The 22,079-nt window shown below is 62.6% G+C and carries 22 protein-coding genes and 2 pseudogenes; 16 read left to right on the top strand and 8 right to left on the bottom strand.

Annotation, left to right across the window (positions count from 1 at the left end; translation table 11 throughout):
• Positions 1-19: 19 nt before the first annotated feature.
• The gene (cls, locus tag CG471_RS01140) at positions 20-1,450 is read left to right on the top strand and encodes a cardiolipin synthase (protein ID WP_099229991.1); all 1,431 of its coding nucleotides are present in this window, start codon (positions 20-22) and stop codon (positions 1,448-1,450) included.
• A gap of 184 nt (positions 1,451-1,634) precedes the next feature.
• On the opposite strand, the gene CG471_RS01135 is transcribed toward cls, so the two are convergent.
• Together CG471_RS01135 and CG471_RS01130 are read right to left on the bottom strand one after the other, a co-directional pair.
• Positions 1,635-2,378, bottom strand: coding sequence for a Bax inhibitor-1/YccA family protein (locus tag CG471_RS01135; RefSeq protein ID WP_099229989.1), 744 nt, complete (start codon positions 2,376-2,378; stop codon positions 1,635-1,637).
• A 103-nt stretch (positions 2,379-2,481) separates the two neighbouring features.
• Positions 2,482-3,123, bottom strand: a complete 642-nt coding sequence (locus CG471_RS01130) for a hypothetical protein (protein ID WP_180275586.1) — start codon at positions 3,121-3,123, stop codon at positions 2,482-2,484.
• Between CG471_RS01130 and atpD the strand changes: the two genes are divergently transcribed.
• The 12 genes from atpD (at position 3,122) to CG471_RS01070 (ending at position 13,715) form a co-directional block, all read left to right on the top strand.
• Positions 3,122-4,555, top strand: a complete 1,434-nt coding sequence (gene atpD, locus CG471_RS01125) for a F0F1 ATP synthase subunit beta (protein ID WP_099229985.1) — start codon at positions 3,122-3,124, stop codon at positions 4,553-4,555. The genes CG471_RS01130 and atpD overlap by 2 nt on opposite strands.
• Positions 4,552-4,962 (top strand): F0F1 ATP synthase subunit epsilon, encoded by a 411-nt coding sequence (locus tag CG471_RS01120; RefSeq protein WP_099229983.1) that lies wholly within the window; start codon positions 4,552-4,554, stop codon positions 4,960-4,962. Before atpD ends, CG471_RS01120 begins: the two co-directional genes overlap by 4 nt.
• Before the next feature lie 29 nt (positions 4,963-4,991).
• The gene (locus CG471_RS01115; RefSeq protein ID WP_180275585.1) at positions 4,992-5,240 is read left to right on the top strand and encodes an AtpZ/AtpI family protein; all 249 of its coding nucleotides are present in this window, start codon (positions 4,992-4,994) and stop codon (positions 5,238-5,240) included.
• Positions 5,222-5,503 carry an ATP synthase subunit I gene (locus CG471_RS01110; RefSeq protein WP_257211376.1) on the top strand — a complete coding sequence of 94 codons (282 nt, stop codon included), beginning with the start codon at positions 5,222-5,224 and terminating at the stop codon, positions 5,501-5,503. The genes CG471_RS01115 and CG471_RS01110 overlap by 19 nt, the downstream gene beginning before the upstream one ends.
• A complete protein-coding gene (locus CG471_RS01105) occupies positions 5,500-6,204 on the top strand; it encodes a F0F1 ATP synthase subunit A (protein WP_099229977.1) in 705 nt (234 codons plus the stop codon). The genes CG471_RS01110 and CG471_RS01105 overlap by 4 nt, the downstream gene beginning before the upstream one ends.
• Complete coding sequence (locus CG471_RS01100; RefSeq protein ID WP_099229975.1) at positions 6,201-6,443, top strand: F0F1 ATP synthase subunit C; 243 nt, start codon at positions 6,201-6,203, stop codon at positions 6,441-6,443. Before CG471_RS01105 ends, CG471_RS01100 begins: the two co-directional genes overlap by 4 nt.
• A 1-nt stretch (position 6,444) precedes the next feature.
• Positions 6,445-7,194, top strand: coding sequence for a F0F1 ATP synthase subunit B (locus CG471_RS01095; RefSeq protein ID WP_099229973.1), 750 nt, complete (start codon positions 6,445-6,447; stop codon positions 7,192-7,194).
• The gene (locus tag CG471_RS01090; protein ID WP_099229970.1) at positions 7,178-8,698 is read left to right on the top strand and encodes a F0F1 ATP synthase subunit alpha; all 1,521 of its coding nucleotides are present in this window, start codon (positions 7,178-7,180) and stop codon (positions 8,696-8,698) included. Before CG471_RS01095 ends, CG471_RS01090 begins: the two co-directional genes overlap by 17 nt.
• A gap of 68 nt (positions 8,699-8,766) precedes the next feature.
• On the top strand, positions 8,767-9,552 hold the full coding sequence (locus CG471_RS01085) for a F0F1 ATP synthase subunit gamma (RefSeq protein WP_257211375.1): 786 nt from the start codon (positions 8,767-8,769) through the stop codon (positions 9,550-9,552).
• A 260-nt stretch (positions 9,553-9,812) separates the two neighbouring features.
• Positions 9,813-10,466, top strand: a complete 654-nt coding sequence (locus CG471_RS01080) for an NAD(P)H-dependent oxidoreductase (RefSeq protein WP_099229966.1) — start codon at positions 9,813-9,815, stop codon at positions 10,464-10,466.
• A gap of 66 nt (positions 10,467-10,532) precedes the next feature.
• Positions 10,533-12,908, top strand: a complete 2,376-nt coding sequence (locus CG471_RS01075) for a phosphoketolase (RefSeq protein WP_257211374.1) — start codon at positions 10,533-10,535, stop codon at positions 12,906-12,908.
• A gap of 135 nt (positions 12,909-13,043) precedes the next feature.
• The gene (locus CG471_RS01070) at positions 13,044-13,715 is read left to right on the top strand and encodes an NAD(P)H-dependent oxidoreductase (RefSeq protein ID WP_099229964.1); all 672 of its coding nucleotides are present in this window, start codon (positions 13,044-13,046) and stop codon (positions 13,713-13,715) included.
• 25 nt (positions 13,716-13,740) lie between these two features.
• Here the strand turns inward: CG471_RS01070 and CG471_RS01065 are convergent.
• Positions 13,741-15,266 (bottom strand): annotated as a pseudogene (locus CG471_RS01065) (acetyl-CoA hydrolase/transferase family protein).
• Positions 15,266-15,460, bottom strand: a complete 195-nt coding sequence (locus CG471_RS01060) for a hypothetical protein (protein ID WP_099229962.1) — start codon at positions 15,458-15,460, stop codon at positions 15,266-15,268. The pseudogene CG471_RS01065 and the gene CG471_RS01060 overlap by 1 nt, the downstream one beginning before the upstream one ends.
• Before the next feature lie 236 nt (positions 15,461-15,696).
• Between CG471_RS01060 and CG471_RS01055 the strand changes: the two genes are divergently transcribed.
• Positions 15,697-16,224: a GNAT family N-acetyltransferase gene (locus CG471_RS01055; protein ID WP_099229960.1), complete on the top strand. Its 528-nt coding sequence runs from the start codon at positions 15,697-15,699 to the stop codon at positions 16,222-16,224.
• 96 nt (positions 16,225-16,320) lie between these two features.
• Here the strand turns inward: CG471_RS01055 and CG471_RS01050 are convergent, their stop codons facing one another.
• The 4 genes from CG471_RS01050 to CG471_RS01035 all read right to left on the bottom strand — a co-directional run bounded on the left by CG471_RS01050 (position 16,321) and on the right by CG471_RS01035 (position 21,005).
• Positions 16,321-17,832 (bottom strand): MBL fold metallo-hydrolase, encoded by a 1,512-nt coding sequence (locus CG471_RS01050; protein WP_257211373.1) that lies wholly within the window; start codon positions 17,830-17,832, stop codon positions 16,321-16,323.
• A gap of 189 nt (positions 17,833-18,021) precedes the next feature.
• Complete coding sequence (locus CG471_RS01045; RefSeq protein ID WP_099230053.1) at positions 18,022-18,420, bottom strand: response regulator transcription factor; 399 nt, start codon at positions 18,418-18,420, stop codon at positions 18,022-18,024.
• A gap of 82 nt (positions 18,421-18,502) precedes the next feature.
• Positions 18,503-19,126, bottom strand: coding sequence for a response regulator transcription factor (locus CG471_RS01040; protein ID WP_099229956.1), 624 nt, complete (start codon positions 19,124-19,126; stop codon positions 18,503-18,505).
• Positions 19,116-21,005, bottom strand: coding sequence for a PAS domain S-box protein (locus CG471_RS01035; protein WP_099229954.1), 1,890 nt, complete (start codon positions 21,003-21,005; stop codon positions 19,116-19,118). The genes CG471_RS01040 and CG471_RS01035 overlap by 11 nt, the downstream gene beginning before the upstream one ends.
• A 478-nt stretch (positions 21,006-21,483) precedes the next feature.
• On the opposite strand from CG471_RS01035, the gene CG471_RS01030 reads away from it, so the two are divergent.
• The gene (locus tag CG471_RS01030) at positions 21,484-21,672 is read left to right on the top strand and encodes an ATP-binding cassette domain-containing protein (RefSeq protein WP_306552705.1); all 189 of its coding nucleotides are present in this window, start codon (positions 21,484-21,486) and stop codon (positions 21,670-21,672) included.
• A gap of 87 nt (positions 21,673-21,759) precedes the next feature.
• Positions 21,760-22,074, top strand: a pseudogene (locus CG471_RS01025) (sigma factor-like helix-turn-helix DNA-binding protein); the annotation flags it as partial.
• Positions 22,075-22,079: the final 5 nt, after the last annotated feature.

Below are 22,079 nucleotides of genomic sequence, written 5' to 3'. Positions count from 1 at the left end.
TAGCGGTGACGATGGCCGCATGGCATATCTAGAGAATCATTGGGGCTTCTTTTACCTCTCGACGGAATGGATCATCCGCCTCGCGATGGTCATTGCGGTCCCGTTCCGAAGATCGCCGGAGGCGGCGCGCAGCTGGCTTTTGCTGCTCTTTTTCCTGCCGATCCCGGGACTTGTCCTGTACGTGCTGGTAGGTCGGCCGCGCTTTCCCAAGTGGCGGCAACAGCGGTTCGCAGGAATGCCGCGATCAGGCCAGGCAGACGCCGTTATCGCAGCCGCGACGAGGATGTTCGCGCCATGCATCGAGCATGGACGGACGCCGATCGAGAAGCTTGTCAGGAACCTCGGCCAGTTGCCTGCAGTCGGCGGCAATGCCCTGAACCTGCTCGACGATTACCAGGGCGTGATAGATCGTCTGTGTCGCGACATCGATGCAGCGCACGACCATGTCCACCTCCTTTCCTACATATTCGCCGACGATGCCGTGGGAATGCACGTGATCGAATGCCTTGGCCGTGCGACCCGGCGCGGCGTGCGGTGCCGGGTCATGATTGACGCGCTGGGCTCCCGGCCTTGGGCCTCGTCCGTCCTGCGCGCCTTACTTGCGCAGGGTGTCGAGGCCCGCGAGGTCCTGCCGGTAAGACCATTTCGTTGGCGGCCAGCACGCGCCGACCTGCGCAACCATCGCAAGCTCTGCATCGTCGACGGGGCAATCGGCTATATCGGGTCGCAAAACATCGTCGCGGCCGACTTCCGTCCGGGCATTCGCAACGAAGAACTGATGGCGCGCGTCGAAGGCCCGATCGTCGCCCAACTGCAATCGGTGTTCCTGGCGGACTGGTATCTCGAGACCGAACGGCAATTGGATGGCCCGACGCTTATCCCACAGCCGGTCAACGCTGGCGACATATCGTTGCAGCTCCTTCCCAGCGGACCCGATTACCCGGTGTCGGGAAGCGAACGACTGACCGTCGCACTCCTCTATGCCGCGCGAGAAAAGGTGGTGGTGACGACGCCCTACTTCATCCCTGACGAAGGCCTCATCGAGGCGATCCAGTCGGCCGTGCTACGCGGCGTGGATGTTCGCCTCGTCCTGTCGCTCGTACAGGATCAACGGCTCGTCGGCCTCGCCCAGCGATCCTTCTACGCGGAGATGCTGCGCAGCGGCGTCAGGATATTCCTCTACGAAGATCGATTGCTTCACGCCAAGCACGTCAGCGTCGATGGCGATCTGGCGACGATCGGGTCCAGCAACGTCGATATCCGGTCCTTCACGCTGAACGCGGAAGCCAATCTCATCCTCTACGCTCCGGACCAGGTCCGCCGACTCAACGCCTTGCAGGAGCGTTATTTTGCAGGAAGCCGCGAGCTACTGGCGAAAGACTGGGCCAGGCGCCCCTTTCATCGCAAGATAGCCGAGAATCTGGCGCGCCTGATCAGCCCGCTCCTCTGAATGGAACGATCGCCGGCGCGCCGCAGAGGTTGCGGTGGGTTCACCGCAATCCTGGGGGCCTCGGCTCAGCATCAGCGGACACGTGCGTGCACTTCGAATGCGCGCCCCATAGGCCCAAAAGAGGGCGCTAACCTGAGCATGTGAGCCAGCATCTGCGGGCCCGCGTTCCCAATCGGGATTTGCGCTAGCGCCGATCCCCGGTCAGCTGGAGCAGGAAGGTGAACAGGTTGATGAAATCGAGATAAAGCGTCAGCGCACCCATGACTGCGGATTTGCCGAGGACGTCCGAACCCTGGATCGTGAAATACATTGCTTTGATCTTCTGGGTATCGTGGGCGGTGAGGCCCGCAAACAGCAGCACGCCGATCGCGCTGATGGCGAATGCCATGGCGTTCGATTGCAGGAAAAGGTTGATGACCATCGCAACCAGAAGGCCAACGACGCCCATGATGAGGAACGTGCCCATCGCCGAGAGATTCCTCTTCGTCGTGTAGCCGAAGAGACTGAGACCGGCGAACGCGGCTGCCGTCGCAAAGAAGGTCTGCGCGATCGACGTGCCCGTATAGACGAGGAAAATCGTCGACAGCGACAGGCCCATGAGCACCGCGAAGACCCAGTAAAGTCCCTTCGTGGCACCGAGCGAAAGCGTGTCGGCTCGGAAACTGAGGACCATGACGATGCCCAGCGGCGCAAGCATCACGACCCACTTGAGGGGCCCGCCCTGAGTGAAGAGCTGCGCAGCAAGCGAGGTTTCACCACCGGAGGCAAACAACAAGGCGACGATCCCGGTGAGCAGGACACCCGACGCCATGATGTTGTAGACAGACAGCATATAGGATCGCAGCCCGCGATCCAATGCGGCCGCGCCAACCGCTGTGGTTGCTGCGCGTGGAACGGCATTTGCCTTCGGGTCAGACCATCGTGCCATCGAACTCGATCCTTTTCAGCTAAGCGGCGCTTGAATGGCACCGGAACAATCTCTGGAGCTTTGATCTGAACATTCGCCGTTCGGCCCGCGGGGCTGGAGCCCCTTATTTGCCGCCCTTGTTTGCATCCGCCTTTTCGGCCTGTGCATTGCCTTGCAACAACGTGAACCAGGGCTTGAAAAGAGTATCGTATGGTGTCGCGCTCTTGGCATCGAGACTTGAGCTTACCGTCGATGAGAGGCTGTTCTGCCAGTCGGCGACCGCTTCTTCCACCTTCTTCGCCGTTGCTACCCTTAGCGATTCCAGCTCGCCGAGATAGTCTTGCAGATGGCCGGTGTTTGGCAAGGAAACCGCGCCGCCTTCGGCTTTCTTCGAAATCGCAGCGCGGGTCTCTTCGGCCACCTCGGATGCTCCTCGCCCGCCGATCTCGATGATCGTCTGGCCGCTTTCCCGCCAGGTTTCGGCAAGCTTCAGCGCCAGACGCATATTCGCCTGCGTCAGCGCAAGCATAGTGTCGAGGGGTTGCGCCATGCCGGCATCTCCAGTTTCTTGTGGGTTTGAGGCGCCGTAGGGGGCGCTCATGGTAAAATCGCAAGCCTCGGCGCGGCTTGCCATCGGGACATGTACGTAACTCAGCAGACCGCCTAACTGCGGCCCGACGCGCCTCGGACCGCAGGCATCGCGCCAAAGTCCTCCGTAAAGACACGCATATCGGCCGTGCGGAAAACGACGATAGCTATCGGCCATGCGAAGTGAGCCTGGTGCCGTGTCACCCTCCCCCATTTTGTCCAAAGGGCATATCGTCGCCGTCCGGGGTCCCGTGGTTGATGTACAATTTGGCGTGGGTAAGTTGCCGCCGGTCAACGATGCGCTCCATATCGACGCAGGATCGGCAGGAACGCTGGTTGCCGAGGTGCAAAGCCATATCGATGAGCATATGGTGCGCGCCGTTGCCTTGCAGACAACGAGCGGCCTCAACCGCGGTGCCGACGTTGAGGCTACCGGCGCCGCGATCATGGTTCCCGTTGGGGATGAAGTTCTCGGACGCCTCCTGACCACGACCGGCAATGTCGGCGATGGCGGCGCGGCTCTTCCTGCCGATGTGCTCCGCCGGCCGATACACCGGCCCCCGCCCGCGCTTGAACAGCAAAGCGCCGCCACGGCCATGTTCGAGACGGGCATCAAGGTTCTCGACCTGCTCAGTCCGCTGGCGCAGGGCGGTAAGGCAGCGATGTTCGGCGGCGCGGGCGTCGGCAAGACCGTGCTCGTCATGGAACTGATCAACGCCATGGTCGCGCGCTACGAAGGCGTGGCGGTGTTCGCCGGTATCGGCGAGCGTTCGCGCGAAGGTCATGAGCTGCTCACCGACATGCGCCAATCGGGCGTCATCGCGAAGACCGCGCTCGTCTTCGGTCAGATGAATGAGCCGCCGGGCGCGCGCTGGCGCGTTGGATTGACTGCGCTCACCATCGCCGAATATTTCCGGGACGAGCAGAAGCGCAATGTTCTGCTGCTGATGGATAATGTCTTTCGCTTCGTGCAGGCTGGCAGCGAGGTGTCCGGGCTCTTGGGGCGGATGCCGTCGCGCGTGGGCTACCAGCCCACCCTGGCGAGCGAAGTGGCCGCGCTTCAGGAGCGTATCGCATCGGTCGAAGGCGCGTCGGTTACCGCAATCGAAGCCGTCTATGTCCCGGCCGACGATTTCACCGATCCTGCCGTGACTGCGATCTCCGCGCATCTGGACAGCAATGTGCTTCTGTCGCGCGCGATGGCGGCCGAAGGGATGTACCCTGCGGTCGATCCTCTCGGATCGTCGTCCATCCTGCTCGATCCGGTCGTGGTGGGCGAGGACCATTATGCACTGGCCCAGACAACCCGGGAGACGATCGCCCATTATCGCGAGCTTCAGGACATCATCTCGCTGCTCGGTATTGAGGAACTGGGGCAGGACGACAGGCTGGCCGTGGGCCGCGCACGCCGGCTCCAGCGCTTCCTGACCCAGCCTTTCGTCGTGACCCAGGCGTTCACCGGCCAGCCGGGGCGCTCCGTTCCGCTGGCACAGACGCTCGCCGGCGTGCGCGCGATCCTGGCGGGTGAAACCGACGATTGGCCCGAAAGCGCCTTCTACATGGTCGGCGATCTCGAAGAAGCCCGAGACAAGGCGGGCAAGAAGCCATGAGGCTGCGCATCACCGATCCCACCGCGATCGTCATCGACCGCGATGTCGCGTCCGTTCGCGCCGAGGATGCGAGCGGCAGCTTTGGTATCCTGGCGGGCCATGCCGATCTGGTCACGGCTTTGGAAATCTCCGTCGTTTCCTGGCGGGAGCCCGATGGCCGGCCCGGCTTTTGTGCCGTTCGCAACGGCATCCTGACCGTCAGCGATGGCACCCGCGTCGACATTGCGACCCGTGAGACGCATCTCGGGGACGATCTCGAGGAACTCGAAGCCATCGTGCGCGCCGGATACCGGACGCGCATCGAGGCCGAACGCAGCAGCCGCACGGCGTCCGCGCGATTGCGGATGCAGGCCATCCGCCGCATGGTCGAGGCCCTGCAGGGCGGACCGACGGACATGGGCTTGTGACCGAACCCTTGCCACCCCCGCATGAGCGCATGGTCGAAGCCGTCCGGGAGCGCGCCGAACGTCGCCGGAAGGCGCGGAGCCTGCCTTCCTTCGCTCGTAGTTTCGGCCAGATCGGCGTGCTCGGATGGCAGATCGTGGTGCCGGCGCTGGTCGCGCTCGCGATCGGCCGCTGGCTCGATCATCGTCTCGCCAGCGGCATCTTCTGGACAGCCCCATTGCTGATCCTCGGGGTCGGGCTTGGCTGCTGGTCGGCCTGGAAATGGATCAATCGGCAATGACTATCTTTTTTGCCATCCTCTTCCTCATGCTCGGCGCGATGGTCGGGACCGTGCATTTCGCGTTGATCGCGAAGGACGCCGATCTTCTCGTCCATGGCGGATCGGCCCTGATGGCAATCGCACTGCGTATCGCGCGGATGCTGCTCACTGCCGGCGTCCTGATTTCTGCGGCGCTGCAAGGCTTGCCCACGCTTCTCGCCGCGACGATCGGCTTCTTGATGGCCCGGCAGTTAGTCCTTCGCCGTGTGCAGGTGAAAGCATGAAGTTCGCGTCTCCCCTCGAAACGCATGTCCTGTTCGCGATCGGATCGGTGCCAATCAGCCAGCCCGTTGTCACGACCTGGGGCATCATGGCGGTGCTGACAGTCGGCAGCTGGCTTCTGACGCGGCGGCTTGCGCTTCGTCCTTCCCGCACCCAGGCGGCGCTCGAACTGCTCGTCACCACCATCGCGCTCCAGATCCGCGAAACGATGGAAACCGAGCCCCGGCGCTATCTGCCCTTGATCGGCACGCTCTTCATCTTCCTGCTGGCCGCCAACTGGGCATCGCTCGTCCCTGGTGTCGAACCGCCAACCGCAACGCTCGAAACCGATGCCGCCCTGGCTCTGATCGTCTTCGGCGCAACCATCTGGTTCGGCGTGCGTGCGCTTGGCCCGCGCGGCTATCTGCGCACCTTTGCGCAACCCTCGATCGTCATGGTGCCGCTCAATCTGGTCGAGCTGTTCACTCGCAGCTTTTCGCTGATGGTGCGCCTGTTCGGCAATGTGATGAGCGGCGTCTTCATGATCGGGGTGATCCTCAGTCTTGCCGGCCTGCTCGTGCCGATCCCGCTGATGGCGCTCGAGATGCTCACTGGCGCCGTTCAGGCTTACATTTTCAGCGCGCTCGCCATGGTTTTCATCGGCAGCGCGCTCAGCGAAGCAACCGATACGCGCGCGGCGCCCAAACCGGAGACATCGTCATGAACTGGATACATCTCGTCAGCATCCTGGGGGCCGCATTCGCGATCGCGATCGGCGCCATCGCCCCTGCCCTCGCGCAAGGGCGGGCCGTTGCGGCGGCGATGGATGCCATTGCGCGCCAGCCCGAAGCTTCGAACACGGTTTCGCGTACCCTGTTCGTCGGTCTCGCGATGATCGAAACGATGGCGATCTATTGCCTCGTGATCGCCCTGCTCCTGCTCTTCGCCAACCCGTTCGCCTGATATGCACATCGACTGGTGGACGCTGGCGCTACAAGCGATCAACATCCTCATCCTCGTCTGGCTGCTGTCGCGCTTCCTCTACCGGCCGGTGATGAAGGTCATCGCCGAGCGACAGCTGGCAGCCGACACGTTGCTATCCGACGCGCAGGTCGCGAAGGATGCCGCGCTTGCCGAAACTGCGGCGCTCAAGGCGCAGAACGACGACCTAACCGCGCATGCTGCCCGGCGCCGGGCCGAGATGCAGGCGGAGATCGAGAATGACCGCGTCCGCCTGCTCGCGCAGGCCCAGATCGCCGCCGATGCGGTGAAGAAGCAGGCGGCAGCGGTCGCGGAAGCGGAGCGAGCGCGTTTGATGGCCGAATGGCAAGACAAGGCATGCCTTCTGGCGGGGAAAATGGCGGAAACACTGCTGAGGCGCCTGCCAGCTTCCCGCACCACCGCGGCGATGTTTGACGCACTCGTCGAGCGACTGGACAGCCTTTCGGAAGAGGAAAGGCGCAAGCTCGCCGACGATTCCCCGCTCGCGATCCATACCCCTTCCTCCATCGGCGCACCCGACCAGGCACGCTATCTCAAAGCGCTGAACGGCTTGCTTCCCGGGGCGCCCGTTTGGGAGTTCGCGGTCGATCCGACCCTGATCGCAGGGTTCGAGGTGCGCGGCGCCCATATACGGATACGCAACAGCTGGCGCACTGATCTCGACGGAATGTTGGCGGCTCTGAAGGAGAGCGACAATGCCCGACTCGCCTGACGACTGGCTCGCGCGGGCAGAGGCGCGCGTGACACAAACCGCGATCGGCGCGTTTCTTCACCAGACCGGACGTGTCGAATCGATCGGCGACGGCGTGGCGATGATCTCGGGCCTGCCCGACGCGCGCCTCGATGAACTGCTGCACTTCGAACATGGTCAGGCCGGGTTCGTCCAGACGCTCGAGCACGACCGCCTCGGCTGCGTGCTGCTCGACGATGCCGACAGTGTCGAGGCAGGCGACACGGTTACGTGCAGCGGCGAGGTCGTGCGTGTGCCGGTCGGCCCGGCGCTGCTCGGCCGCGTCGTGGATCCGCTCGGCCGTCCGCTCGACGGCGGGCCAGCGCTCCAGGCGGAGCGATTCGATCCCGTCGAACGGGCCGCGCCGACGATCATCGAACGCGATCTGGTTACGCAGCCGGTGCAGACAGGCATCCTCGTGATCGATGCCATGTTCGCACTCGGCCGCGGCCAGCGCGAGCTCATCCTCGGCGATCGCGCGACCGGCAAGAGCGCTCTGGCCGTCGATACGATGATCAACCAGCGATCGAGCGACATCGTCTGCGTCTATATCGCGATCGGACAGAAATCCTCCAGCGTCGCGCGGGTGATCGATCAGGTGCGGCGTCATGGCGCACCGGAACGCTGTGTCTTTGTCGTGGCCAGTTCCGCATCGGCGCCCGGCCTGCAATGGATCGCACCGTTCGCAGGCGTCACCATCGCTGAATATTTCCGGGACAAGGGCGGCCATGCGCTGGTCGTGATCGACGATCTCACCAAACACGCCGCGACGCACCGCGAGATCGCGCTCCTGACGGGTCAGCCGCCGGGGCGAGAAGCCTATCCCGGAGACGTCTTCTATCTCCACGCGCGGTTGCTTGAACGCGCCGCGAAGTTGTCACCGGAGAAGGGCGGCGGGTCCCTGACGGCGCTTCCCATTGCGGAGACCGACGCCGGCAACCTCAGCGCTTATATTCCGACCAATCTCATCTCGATCACCGATGGGCAGATCGTCTTCGACACCAGGCTGTTCGCAGAGGGCCACAAACCCGCCGTCGACGTGGGCGCCAGCGTGAGCCGTGTCGGTGGAAAGACCCAGGCAAAGGCGCTCCGCGACGCCACTGGCACCATGCGGCTCGATTACGCTCAGTTCCTCGAACTCGAGATGTTCACTCGTTTCGGCGAACAGCCCGAGCCGCGCGTGAAGGCCCAGATCGAACGCGGCAGGCGATTGCGCGCGCTGTTGGGCCAACCTTTGTTCCAGCCGCTGCGCGTGATCGATCAGGTCGCGCTGGCGCTGGCCCTCGGTCATGGCCAGTTCGATCCGCTTGCCGTTAACGACCTCTCCCGCCTCCGGGCGGCCCTGCCCGATTGGCTCGACGCCAACGCGGGCGATCTTGTCGCCCGCACCCAGTCGGACGGCTTGCTGAATGGCGAGCAGGCGACGGCCTTGCTCTTGGTGGTTCAGCGCCTCGTTGAGAGCCTGCTGCCAAAGGCTGCGCCGTGAGCGCGCTCCTAGCCGACGTCGAGCGACGCATCGCGAGCGTTCACCAGCTCGATGCGGTAGTGAACGCGATGCGCGGCATCGCCGGCGCCCGCGCACAGCAGGGCCGGCAAATCCTGCCGGCTATTCGGACCTATGCGCAGACCGCTGGACGGGCGATCGCACAGGCGCGCAGGATGCATATCGGTGTGCCCGAGCCGGTAGATCATCCCGCCGCGCGGCGCCAGCCAGGCTTGATATTGTTCGGCGCTGAGCAGGGTTTCGCAGGAGCCTATCCCGAGCGTGTCCTCGACGTGGCCGCCAACGACTTTGCCGACGCTCATGTCTTCCTGGTCGGTGCCCGATCGGTCGCTTTGGCTCGTGAGCGCGGCCTTGCTCTCGCATGGCAGACCAGCCTTCCCAGCCGGGTGGCGGAGCTTTCCGGTCTCGCCATAGCCCTTCTGGACGCGCTCTCCGAATATCTCGCTCGCGCCGGCGCAGTTCCGGTGACGATGGTCTATCCGTTCTGGACACCCGGTCAGGGGCTGAAGATCATTCACCGAAAGCTGCTGCCGCTGGATGCCGAGACGGTCCCGGCGACGGGGTCCGGCCCTGTTCCCCTTTCGAACCTGCCCGCGGCGAAACTCCTCGAAAAACTGGTTCAGGAATATGTGTTCGCACAGCTTTGCGAGGCTGCGGCGGAAGCCTTCGCCGCCGAGAACGAGGCACGCATGGCGACCATGGCGGCCGCGAAGACCCATATCGACGGCAAGCTTGCAGCTCTGCAGCTTGAGGAGCGCCTGACCCGGCAAAGCGAAATAACCGCAGAGGTCGTCGAACTCGCGGCCGGTGCGCGCTTCCGCATTCACCGGCGCTGATTTGTTCGCGGTCAAAGAGCGATCTACATTCCAGCCTATCATTCGATCTGACGCGGGCAACCTCCTCCCCGCCCGCGTTCGAAACTCGCCCCGTCCGGCGCAACCGGGTGGGGTGTCCTTTCATCTTCACTTCGCCGAGAGAAGCACGCAAGCGGCTGACTGCCATGCCGATCGCAGGCTGGCGATGCGGGCATTATGCGTAGAATCCCCAAGGGTCTCTGCTGTGCCGACTCAATAGGGTGCGCGCAAAGGAGCCCGGAATGCCGCATCAACCCGCCGCCTATCGTCCGAGGCATGTTGTTATCCTCGCCCATCCCGAACCGGGAGGCTTCAATGGGCTTGTCGCCGACGCCTATTGCGAGGCGGTACGGTCCTGCGGACAGGAAGCGATCGTTCGCGATCTCTATACTATGGACTTCAATCCTGCGCTCAAGGCGTCCGAACGGCCCGGCAAGGAAGGGTTCGCGCTCTCTCAGGATGTCATCTCCGAGATCGATGCCATCCGCAGCAGCGACGTCTTTGTTGCTGTCTATCCAATCTGGTTCGGCATGCCCCCAGCCATCATGGTGGGCTATATTCAGCGCGTGCTTGGCGCCGGCGTGACAGCCCGGCAGATCCAGGACCAAAACGCCGACACGACTATGCGAAGCAAGCGTCTCGCCGTCATCAGCACATCGGGCAACAGCAAGGCGTGGCTCAACCACGAACATCAGATCCAGTCACTCCGGTCGATCATGGGCGAATATCTCGTGCACGCTTTCGGGTTCAAAGACTTTGACGATCTGCATTTCGGCGAGACCGTCGAAGGGCTCGACCAATTATTCGTCGATCAGCTTCTCGCTGACGTCGACCACCGCGCGCGCAGCATCTGTGCCGCGATTTCGGCAGACCGCCCAAGCGATGCCGCAGACTGAGCGCGAACGCCGAGACCGTCAGACCGCGGCGACGTAGCCACAGACGCCTACCAGAATCGGAAAAAGATGATGAGCGACACCCTACTTGCGCTTCCCACGCCGCTCGATAGCGAGGAGCTGCGCCTCATCGACGCTTGGTGGCGCGCCGCGAACTATCTCAACATCGGCCAGATCTATCTGTCGGCAAACCCTCTCGTGCGTGAGCCGTTGCGGGTCGAGCATATCAAGCCTCGCCTGCTCGGCCATTGGGGCACCTCACCCGGGCTCAGTCTTATCTATGCCCATATGAACCGGCTGATCTCCAAATATGATCTCGACACGATCTACATGGCGGGACCAGGCCATGGAGGGCCGGCCCTCATCGCCAATGTCTGGCTCGAGGGCAGCTACACGGATTTCTATCCGGAGGTGACGCGGGACGAAGCCGGCATGCTGCGGCTCTTCCGGCAATTCTCGACGCCCGGCGGCGTGCCCAGCCATGTCAGCGTGCCGACGCCGGGGTCGATCCACGAGGGCGGCGAGCTCGGCTACGTACTGCTCCACGCCTTCGGTGCCGTCATGGACAATCCCGATCTGCTGGTGACGGCCGTCGTCGGCGATGGGGAATCCGAGACCGGACCGCTTGCCGGAAGCTGGAAGAGTATCGACTTCATCAATCCGGTGCGCGACGGCGCGGTCCTTCCGATCCTGCATCTCAACGGCTACAAGATTTCCGGGCCGACGGTCTGGGCGCGGCATACGGACGCCGATCTCACCAAATTCTTCGAAGGCCAGGGCTACGCCGTTGCGTTCGTCGAGGGTGATGATCCCATGACCGTCCATCGGCAATTCGCGCTCGTTCTGGAAACCGCGGTGTTGCGGATTCGCGAAATCCAGGAGGATGCCCGGTCAAACGGCCTCCGCGAGCGGCCTGCCTGGCCCCTTATCGTCCTGCGTACACCCAAGGGTTGGACCGGGCCCAAGGTCGTCGACGGCGTCAAGATCGAGGGGACATTCCGGGCGCATCAGGTGCCGGTGTCCGAGGTGCGGACCAACCCGGAGCATCTGCAGATCCTCGAAGAATGGCTGCACAGCTATCGGCCGGAAGAGCTGTTCAATGCCGACGGGCGTCTCCGGCCCGATATCGCCGCCCTCGCCCCTGCTGGACAGCGCCGCATGGGCTCCAATCCGCAGGCCAATGGCGGGCTCCTCACGAAGCCGCTGAACCTGCCGGATCACACAGCCTTTCAGGTGCGCTTCGAAGAGCGCGCCTGCGAGCGCCTGGGATCCACGGCAATCCTCGGCGCCTATCTGCGCGACATCTACCGTGCGAACCCCGACAATTTCCGGCTGTTCTGTCCCGACGAGACCAACTCGAACCGGCTCGGCGCCGTCTTCGAAGCCTCCGATCGTTGCCTGGTCAGCGCGATCGAGCCGGGCGACGAGCATGTCTCGCACGATGGCCGGGTCATGGAGGTGCTGAGCGAGCATTGCTGCCATGGCTGGCTCGAAGGCTATACGCTCACCGGCCGCCACGGTCTCTTCGCCACCTATGAGGCCTTCGCGATGATCATCGATTCCATGGCGATGCAGCATGCGAAATGGATCGAGCATGCCCGCCGCGTGCCGTGGCGGGCCGACATTCCCTCGCTCAATTATCTGCTCACATCGACCTGCTGGCGCAACGACCATAATGGCTTCAGCCATCAGGGCCCCGGTTTCATCGACACCATCATTCATCGCAAACCGATCGTCGCGCGGGTCTATCTGCCGCCCGATGCCAACTGCCTGCTGTCGGTCGCCGACCACTGCTTTCGGAGCCGCAACTATCTCAATCTGATCGTCATCGACAAGCAGCCGCAGTTGCAGTGGCTGACGATGGACGAAGCCCAGGCCCATTGCGCGCGCGGCGCCGGCGTGTGGCCGATGTACAGCTCCCAGCCGGAGGCGCCTGACATTGTGCTCGCCTGCGCCGGTGACGTGCCGACGCAGGAAACCATTGCCGCCGCGTGGCTGCTGCGCCGGTTCGCGCCCGACCTCAAGGTCCGCGTCGTCAATGTTGTCGATCTGATGCGGCTCTGTCCGGCCGACCGCCATCCGCACGGAATGAGCGACGCGGAGTTCGTCGAGATTTTCACGAGCGGCGCGCCCGTGGTTTTCGCCTTTCATGGCTATCCCGGAGTCATCCACGACCTGCTGCACGGCCGATGTGCCCATGGGCGCTTCCATGTGCGCGGCTATATGGAGGAGGGCACGACCACCACGCCGTTTGATATGGTGGTCCTCAATGAGATGAGCCGTCTTCACCTCTGCCTCGACGTGATGCGCTACGTCCCGCGTCTGCCTGCCGCAAATGACGAACTGGTCGCGCATTGCAAAGGGCTGCTGGTCGAGCATGACGCCTATATCCGCGAGCATTTCGATGATCTCCCGGAAATCAGGGACTGGGCCTGGTCGGACTGATGGCGCCGCGAAGGTGAGCGCAGAGCGAACGTGCCAGGGAACGGCTGTCCGCCCGGCAATGCCCATCATTGCGTATTTTCCCCAAGGGCGAGCCTTGCTACGACCGGCTAGCTTCACGGGGCAAGGAGTCGTTCGATGACTGACGCGACGAAGACCCATGGCCGTCATGTGGTGGTTCTCGCCCACCCGGATCCGACAAGCTTCAACGCGGCGGTGGCCGAGGCCTATTGCCAGGCGGTAAGGAAATCTGGGCAGGAGGTCATCCTGCGCGATCTCTATGCAATGAACTTCAACCCCATACTCAGGAACGATGAGCGGCCCGACAGGCCTGGCTTCGAGATCGCACCCGATGTCCAGGCCGAGCTCGCGGCGATCAAGGGTTGTGATGTCGTCGCCTTCATCTATCCGATCTGGTTCGGCCTGCCGCCCGCGATGATGAAGGGCTATGTCGACCGTGTGATCGGTTCCGGCGTCACGCCTCACCAGGTCCAGGATCGCGCCGGACAAGGGCCTCTCACTGCCGGCCACATGATCTCGATCACAACCTCGGGCGCGCGCGACGCATGGCTCGACGAGCAGGGCCAGATGGAATCGCTGCGGCAACTGTCGAGTCGATATCTCTTCCGCGCCTTCTCGATGAAATCGGCCCACTATCTCCACATCGGGAGTATCGTAGAGGGTCTGACCGAACGCTTCGCCGATCAGCATCTTTTCGATGTCCAGGAGAAAGCGCGCACGGTGTGCGCGACCGTGGCGGCGGAGCGTTATGGAGCAGCAGCCCCACCTACGATATTTGACGGAAGCTGAGAGATCTTGCCGGGCAAACCGAAGCTCATGGCAAGGGCTTGGGCAACATGGTTCCGCTGTCGATAAAGCGCTGATGCCAGGACAGTGCCTCGGCGGGAAGCATCGGCGTTTGAAGGCCGTAGGATCCACGCTGCGCCCTCTCGAAATAGTCTTCGAGCATTGGCCGGAAAGTCGGATGCGCGCAGCGCGCGATGATCAGCTTTGCGCGCTGTTTCGGACTGAGCCCGCGTAAATCCGCCAGCCCCTGCTCGGTGACGAGAATCTGGACATCCTGGGTGATGTGATCGACATGGCTGCAGAACGGTACGATCGCCGAGATCGCACCGCCTTTGGCCGTCGATGGCGTCATGAAGATCGAGACGAAAGCGTTGCGGGCAAAGTCGCCCGAGCCCCCGATGCCGTTCTGGATGCGCGAGCCCATCACATGCGTCGAATTGACGTTGCCGTAGATATCGGCTTCGATCAGGCCGTTCATGGCGATACAGCCCAGGCGCCGGATCAGCTCGGGATGGTTGCTGATCTCCTGCGGACGGATGATCATTCGATCACGATAATGCGCCATATTGGCGTTGATCCGCGCGGCGACGTCCGGACTCAATGAGAACGCCGTGGCCGAGGCCATACGCAGTTTTCCGGCGTCGAGCAGGTCGAGCATGCCGTCCTGGATGACTTCGGTGTATGCGGTGAGATCCGTAAAGCTGCTATCGACCAGCCCGGAAAGAACGGCGTTGGCGATATTGCCGACGCCTGACTGGAGCGGCAACAACGTGGACGGCAGGCGGCCTCGTGCGACCTCATTGTGGAAGAAGTCGAGAAGATGCCCCGCAATCGCCGCGGCGGCGGCGTCGGGGGCGCAAACGGGAGGTTGCGATCCGGTGCCTCGGTTTCGACGATCGCGACGATCTTGGCCGGATCGCAGCGGAAATAGGGCTCGCCGATACGATCGTCCGGTCGGATCAGCGGAATAGGCACGCGGTTGGGGGGAAGCGCGGTGCCGTAATAGATGTCGTGCATGCCCTCGAGCGCAGGGTTTTGCCAGCGATTGACCTCTAGGATGACCTGATCGGCCCGATCGAGCCACGTCTTGTTGTTTCCGACCGACGAGGACGGGATCAGCGACCCGTCCTCGCGGATACCCGAGACTTCGATGACGGCGGTGTCGAGCTCGCCGAGAAAACCCTGCCAGGCCATGGGCGCGACCTGGCTTAGATGCATATCGAGGTAGTCCATCTTGCCCGCGTTGATCTTCTCGCGGGCAATCGGATCCGAATTATAAGGCAACCGAAGTTCGATCCCATCGACCTTGGCCAGTGCCCCATCGAGCTCCGGGCCGGTCGATGCGCCCGTCCATACGCGCAGGCGGAAGGGATTACCGGCGTCGCGCTCCGCTTCGATCCGCGCGGCCAGCGCCAGGGGCACGGCCTTGGGATAACCGGAGCCAGTGAAACCGCTCATGCCGACGGTCGTGCCGGAACCGATGAGAGCGGCCGCCGCCTCGGCTGACATCAGCTTCGTGGCGAGGGAAGGGTTTGCGATTCGATTGGCCTGCATCACCGGGCCGACCACTCCACCATAGCCATTCGATCGTGCAAGGCGGCAACCTCAATTGCCTGCTCGCCGGGCGACGTCATCGCAACGACCCCCTGAACGAGCAGAATCCCGAGCAGGAGGCCAAGACCGACTTGCATCCGCATGCGGCCCTGTTCGTTCCTGCAAGCAACCGCCTTGGCCCTCACGTCTTTCATCGCACGCTCCCAATTGCAACTTTCCTGCGCATCGCTAGCGCCGGGTCGACCGCACCTACATCCGTGAAACTACTAGGATCGGTGATCCGACAGAGCATAGCAAAGCGTGCCAGAGGACATCTACGTAGTGCGAAAGCTTTGCTGCACCTGCACAGGCAGGTGATCCGAAGGAGCGATTTCAGGATGGCCGCTGGCAATTGCCTGATCGACTACCCGATCTGAAAAGAGGTCTTCCCATGACTGATGACATTGCCACCATGCTTGAGACCCGGTCGGGCCTGGTGATTTCCGTTAGGCAAGCCGGGCCGGACGACGCACCGATCCTCGTGAAACTCTTCCACAACGTAAGCCCGGAGGATTTGCGCTTTCGGTTTCTCACCGGCCTGAACGAAGTCGGTGCCGAACAGATCAAGGCAATGACGCAGGCCGATCACAGCACAACTGACAGCTATATCGCTTTCGCACCGGATGGCGAGGCGGTAGCGACCGGCATGCTCGCCTGTGACATGAAGAACAAGCGCGGCGAAGTCGCAATTTCCGTTCATGCCAGCCATCACAAACAAGGCATTGGATGGACCCTGCTCGACTTTCTGGCCGATCGCGCGACGGCGCGGGGCCTGAAGGTCATCGAATCAATCGAGAACAGGGGTAATCGCCAGGCGATCGAGGTCGAGCGCGATTCAGGCTTCTCGTTTCGAGAATATCCCGGTGATCCGACCCTCGTTCTTGTGACGCGCAATCTGGCGATGCCACCTGCCGCCTGAACTGGATTTGCCGGCAGAAAATCCGACGCCCTGACGGGGCCAATCCATCTGCCGCCGCCCTCCAGGCTCCCGGTCATGCGCAAACCGGGCTTTCTCTCACGCCCGCCGGCTGGCCAGAGCATCCATCATTTGACGCAGCACGGCAGATCGCCCGGCGTTTGTCGGAATCGCTTTGAGATCCTCCTTGAGATTGGCGAGAAGGCTCGCGCATTCGTTTCGCCAGTCCAGGCCGATTGCCTCGCTGGCGTTATCACTGGCTCCGTTCAAGAGGGTGGCGGCCCCGCCATGTTCGAGATGGTAGCAATCGCCGATGTCGGGGGAAATGATCGATCGCGCCGCACCCCGCGCAGCCAGCTCGGAACCCAGCGCTTCGATTGTTCGCGCCTCGCCGTGCGTCAGAAACAGGCTGCCCGTGATAGGATGACGATCCTCGATCCATCCGATCAGGCTGTCGCGATCCGCGTGCCCGGCATAGCTCTCAATCTGCCGGATCCGGGCCTGAACGGCGATAGCGCGGCCCGACATGCGCACGCGCTTCGCGCCATCGAGGATGGTGCGCCCCAGCGTGCCGGCCGCCTGAAATCCGACGAAGAGGATCGTCGAATCCGCGCGCGCCAGATTATGCCAGAGATGATGGCGGATACGGCCGCCCTCGCACATTCCGGACGCTGCCAGGATGATCGCACCCGACACATCGTTAAGCGCGATCGAATCGGTTGACGTCTCGACATAATGGAAGTTCGGATGATCGAAGATCCTGCCTCGTCCCATGTCCTCGAGCCCGTCGGCATATCGCTCGTAGACCTCGGTGGCCATCCTTGCGAGCGGCGAATCGATATAGACGGGCACGCGGGGCAGCCGACCCGCATTGAGGAGGCTCGCAATATCGAGCAAAAGTTCCTGCGTGCGTTCAAGCGCGAACACCGGAATGATCAGATTACCGCCTGATGCCATGGCCTGCCTGATTTCGCCCTGAAGCAGCGTGCGTCGTTGCCGGATGGTGGCTTGCTTATGCGTCTTGTCGCCGTACGTGCTTTCGCAAATGACATGGTCGAACCCGGCAGGTGCGGTCGGGTCCGGATAGAAGGCCTTGTGTTCGGGCCCAAGGTCGCCGGAAAAGAGCAAACGAAGCCCTCCAACCGCCAGTTCGACCGAAGCCGAGCCGAGAATATGCGCGGCATTCCAGAGGCGCGCGCGGAAGCCGGGCACCGGCTCGAACCATGTCTCCAGAGGGACGTCACATGTCCGCAGCGCCGCCTGGGCCCCGTCCCTTTCCGTATAAATCGGTTCAAAGGGCTGCTCGCCCGCGCGGTCCGGGCGCCGGTTTCGCCGGGCCGTATCATTCTCCTGAAGGCGCCCGGCATCGGGCAGCATGAACGCGAGAAGGTCTCGCGTCGGCGAGGTACACCAGACCTTCCCGGAGAACCCTGAGGCGACGAGCCTGGGCAACAGGCCGCAATGATCGATATGGGCGTGGGTGAGGATCACCGCATCGATCGCGCCCGGGTCGAACGCAAACGGCCGCTGATTGAACGCCTCCAGACTGCGCGATCCCTGGAATAGTCCGCAATCGATCAGGAGCCGACGTTCTCCCAGCATCACTTCCATGCAGGACCCGGTCACAGTGCGACCCGCACCATGGAATGCGAGTGAAACAGGTTCTTCGTGGTACATTACCGTCCTTCGATCGACCGCCGGCGTTCCGGCGTCTCCTTACCCTTTCCCAATTTCACGATCTTCGACAGCAGCGACAATCGGGAGCGGTTGCTCTGCCTATCATGCGCGTTCGCCCGAAGGTCATCTGCTTTCAGCGATGAGCCGGGACACGGTGTCCGCCAGGCTATGCTCGCGCAGTGGCTTTTCGATGACGCAGGCAAACCCTTCCCGCATCGCCTGTTCGACCAGGCGAGGTGAATGATAGGCGGAAACGAGCACCGCCGGTCCCTTCCAGCCATTGCTGCGCAGCGCGTGCAGGACGCCGATGCCGTCGATCTCCGGCATCAGATAGTCGGTGACAAGGCAGGCAGCCCCCATCGCGAGAGGATCGGCAAGCAGCGCCTTGCTCGAGGCATGGGATCGAATGTCATAGCCTTTTGCCTGAAGAAGGAGTTGGACAGAGCGTCGGACACCCGGATCGTCCTCGACGAGCGCGATGACAGGGCGGGTTGCTTCGGGCGTTGCAAGATGTGCGTTCATGATAGTCCTGACAGACCGGCTATCGAAGTGCCGGATCAGCCAGATGAGGGACATGAGCCCTTTGCGTCTTTACGTAGTGGTCCTAGGCGTCCTTGGCGCCGAGATTGGCCGCGAAGGCGATGCGCAGCGCGTCGGACAGGCTCTTCACGTTCAGCTTTGCCATGAGGTTTGCCCGATGCACCTCGACTGTCCGGGGCGATATGCCAAGGTCGAAGGCGATCGTCTTGTTCGGCAGCCCGTCGGCAAGCCCCTTAAGGACATCCTGCTCCCGGCTCGTCAAACCGGCGATCAGCACACCGGCTTCAATGGCACGCTCCGCGCGCCGGCCCAAACCATCGAGCCGCTCGAAGCCGGCGGTGATTGCCTCGATGAGCGTCGCCTTCACGAACGGCTTCTCGATGAATTCGACGGCGCCTGCCTTCATGGCGCGGACGGCGATGGAAATGTCGCCGTGCCCCGTGAGAATTATCACGGGCATTGCGACGCCGCGCTCGATCAGCGCCTTCTGCACCTCGAGACCGTCCATGTCCGGCATGCGCACATCGAGGAGGATGCAGCCCGGCTCGGCGTGGCGAACCTCTCGCAGGAACGCGACGCCTGACGGATAGGTGGCGACCGTGTAGCCCGACGTCTTGAGCATGAACCCGGCCGAGCGGCGGATAGCCTCTTCGTCGTCGACTATGTGGATCATCCGTCTATCCGTCATTGATCGTCTCCGGGGCCGCACCGACCAGCGTGAAATGAAATTGCGATCCGCCCCCCTTGCGCGGCTCAAGAAAAATACGTCCGTCGTTGGCCTCGACGATCGTCCGGCAGATCGAAAGCCCCAGGCCCATGCCTTCGCTTTTCGTCGTCACAAAAGCGGTGAACAACTGCTGTGCGACATGCTCCGCGACACCCGGACCTGTGTCCGCCACCGTGACGCGAACCATGCCATTATCTTCCTGCCGTGTGCAGACCCATATCTGCCGCTCCGGGGAGTTCGCCATCGCTTCGACCGCATTACGGATCAGGTTGATCAGAACCTGCTGAATCTGCACCTTGTCGACCAGTACCAGCCTCGCGCGGGTATCGAAATCAAAATGGGACTGAACCCCCTTTTCCTTCGCACCAATCAGTCCAAGCGCCGCCGCCTCTGCGATCAGATCGGGCAGGTTCTCGACGGTCTTCTCCACTTCGCCCCGCGCGACGAAATCACGCAGCCGGCGCACGATCTGTCCCGCGCGGATCGCTTCGCCGGCGGCATCGTTCAGCGCCTCGGTGATCATCGGCAGATCGTCGGGATTGCCCTCGGCCAGCAAATCCCGCACCGCCTCGACATAGTTGGCGACCGCCGTGATCGGCTGGTTGAGTTCATGCGCCAGGGTCGACGCCATCGTGCCCATCGCACTGACGCGCGCTACATGGATGAGCTTGGATTGCAACTCCTCCAGACGTTCCTGGGTCTCATGTCGCTCGGAAAGATCGCGGATGAAGCCGGTGAACACGCGTTGCTTGTCGCTGATCGCCTCACCCACCGAAAGCTCCACGGGAAAGGTCGAACCATCACGCCGGCAGGCCAGCACCATTCGGCCAATGCCGATGATCCTGCGCTCGCCGCTGGTAAGATAGCGCTCGAGATAGCCGTCATGGCGATCCTTGTCCGGCGACGGCATGAGCCGGCTGACATTCGATCCGACAACCTCCGCTTCCAAATAGCCAAAAAGCTTTTCGGCGGCGGTGCTGAAGGAGATGATGATGCCCTGCTCGTCGATCACCACCATTGCATCGGGGACCGTCGAGAGGATCGAGCGAAGGTGGCTGGCATTGGCCTCCAACGCACTTTCCGCGGCCCGCTGCTGCGTGGCGTCGCGCACGACCTTCCCGAACCCGCGAAGCGCTCCATCCTCCTCATGCAGGGCAGTGATCGACACATGCGCCAGAAATTCCGAGCCATCCTTGCGGACCCGCCAGTCCTCTTCCTCGAATTTGCCAAGTTCGCGCGCGCGTGAGAGATCCATTGCCGGCTTACCGACTTCCACGGCATCGACCGGATAGAAAATCGAGGAATGCTCGCCCACGATCTCTGCCTCGGTCCAGCCTTTGAGGCGCTCCGCGCCTTCGTTCCAGATTGTAACCCTGCCCTCCGGATCCAGCATGTAGATCGCATAGCCCTCCGCGCCGTCGATCAGCAGGTTCAGTTCCTCAGCGGCAGCGGCCCCCTGACGCAGGCGCGCCGCGACTTGTTCATTCTCCCTGCGGGAGCGTCGTTGCCACGGAGCAATGCCGGCGGCGAATAATATGATACCGCCAGCCAGCGCTAGCGAGGTCACGACGCTTATCGGATCGAACATGACGGATGGTTCAGCCAGTTCTAGCATTATTGCGGCGACGACCGACAGGATCGCAGCGAGCAGCGCCTGGCGCGCGCCGCCTACGGTTGCAGAGATCAAAACGGCCACGCAAAAGAGGAAATAGGGCTCGCCGGCTACAAGCCACGGTTTGAGGGTGTAGCGAGCAACGATCGCGAGCAGGACTGCGGCGACCGTGATGATCGACGCCAGCATCCAGGACCGCTTCACCTGTGTGTCAAAACCCGCCACCATGCGTTCACCAGTCCTCCTCAGGCAGGTGGGGCAATGGATCGGTGCAGGGAGCGGATCTTCCGACAGTTTCTCGCCCCGCCCAACGGCGTTCCAGATGGGAGGCGATCCACCCTGCGAATCGCCTCAAAGAGGGCAGAGACATGACGCACTCCCGCTGCCGCCCCGCCAGCCGGGACGGTTGATCGCGCGCAAACATAGGAAAACGCGCCCTGCGTATTCCCCGAAGGTCTTTCATTTCGCAGGCCGCCCGACCGAAGCCGAGAGCCTATGTTAAACGCGCCAATTGCGACCTTTTCCTCACGATCAAGATCGGTAAAGGCCAGCGCACGCTATGATTTCCGGCGACGCATGTCCACAGGCGAGTTCATTCCGTGCCCCTCAGACAACGCCTGGCTTGCGCCGCGCCGAACTACGTAACCTTACAGATACTCCGGCAACCCTCGACGTGGGAACCTGAGGATACAAAGGAGATTCACGTTTGACCGATATCCTCCTGGAAATCCGAAATCTGTACGTTTCGGTGGACGGCCTGCCCGTTCTGCACGGCGTGAACCTCACGATACCGACCGGCGAAACCCATGTGCTCTTCGGCCCGAACGGGTCGGGCAAATCGTCGCTCCTAGCGACGATCATGGGTCTTGCGCTGTTGATTGCTGCTGAGAAGTGACCCGGGGAAGCCCGTAATTTTCACTGAGAAGTGACCCATGTTTGAACACGTCCCTGGCTTTGAGCGGGGGACCATGGAGTGTTGGACATGGCATTATTGAGCGTCATCCGGCGCTGGCACTACCGCGATCATCTGTCGATCCGAGAGATTGCCAAGCGCACCGGTCTATCGCGCAACACCGTACGCAAGTATCTCAGGTCTGACGCGGTGGAACCGCGGTTCAAGACGCCTGAGCGGCCGAGCAAGCTGGACCCTTTCGTTGAGCGACTGACGGTCTGGCTGAGGCGGGAGATGGGTCGCCCGCGCAAGCAGAAGCGCACGATCAAGCAGTTGCATGCCGATCTGGTGAGCCTTGGCTTTGACGGTTCCTACGAGCGCGTGGCGGCCTTTGCCCGGAGTTGGGGTGA

The organism is Sphingobium sp. IP1, from assembly GCF_002708645.1.
Lineage (GTDB): Bacteria > Pseudomonadota > Alphaproteobacteria > Sphingomonadales > Sphingomonadaceae > Sphingobium > Sphingobium yanoikuyae.
This window is presented reverse-complemented; position numbering and strand designations above follow the sequence as displayed.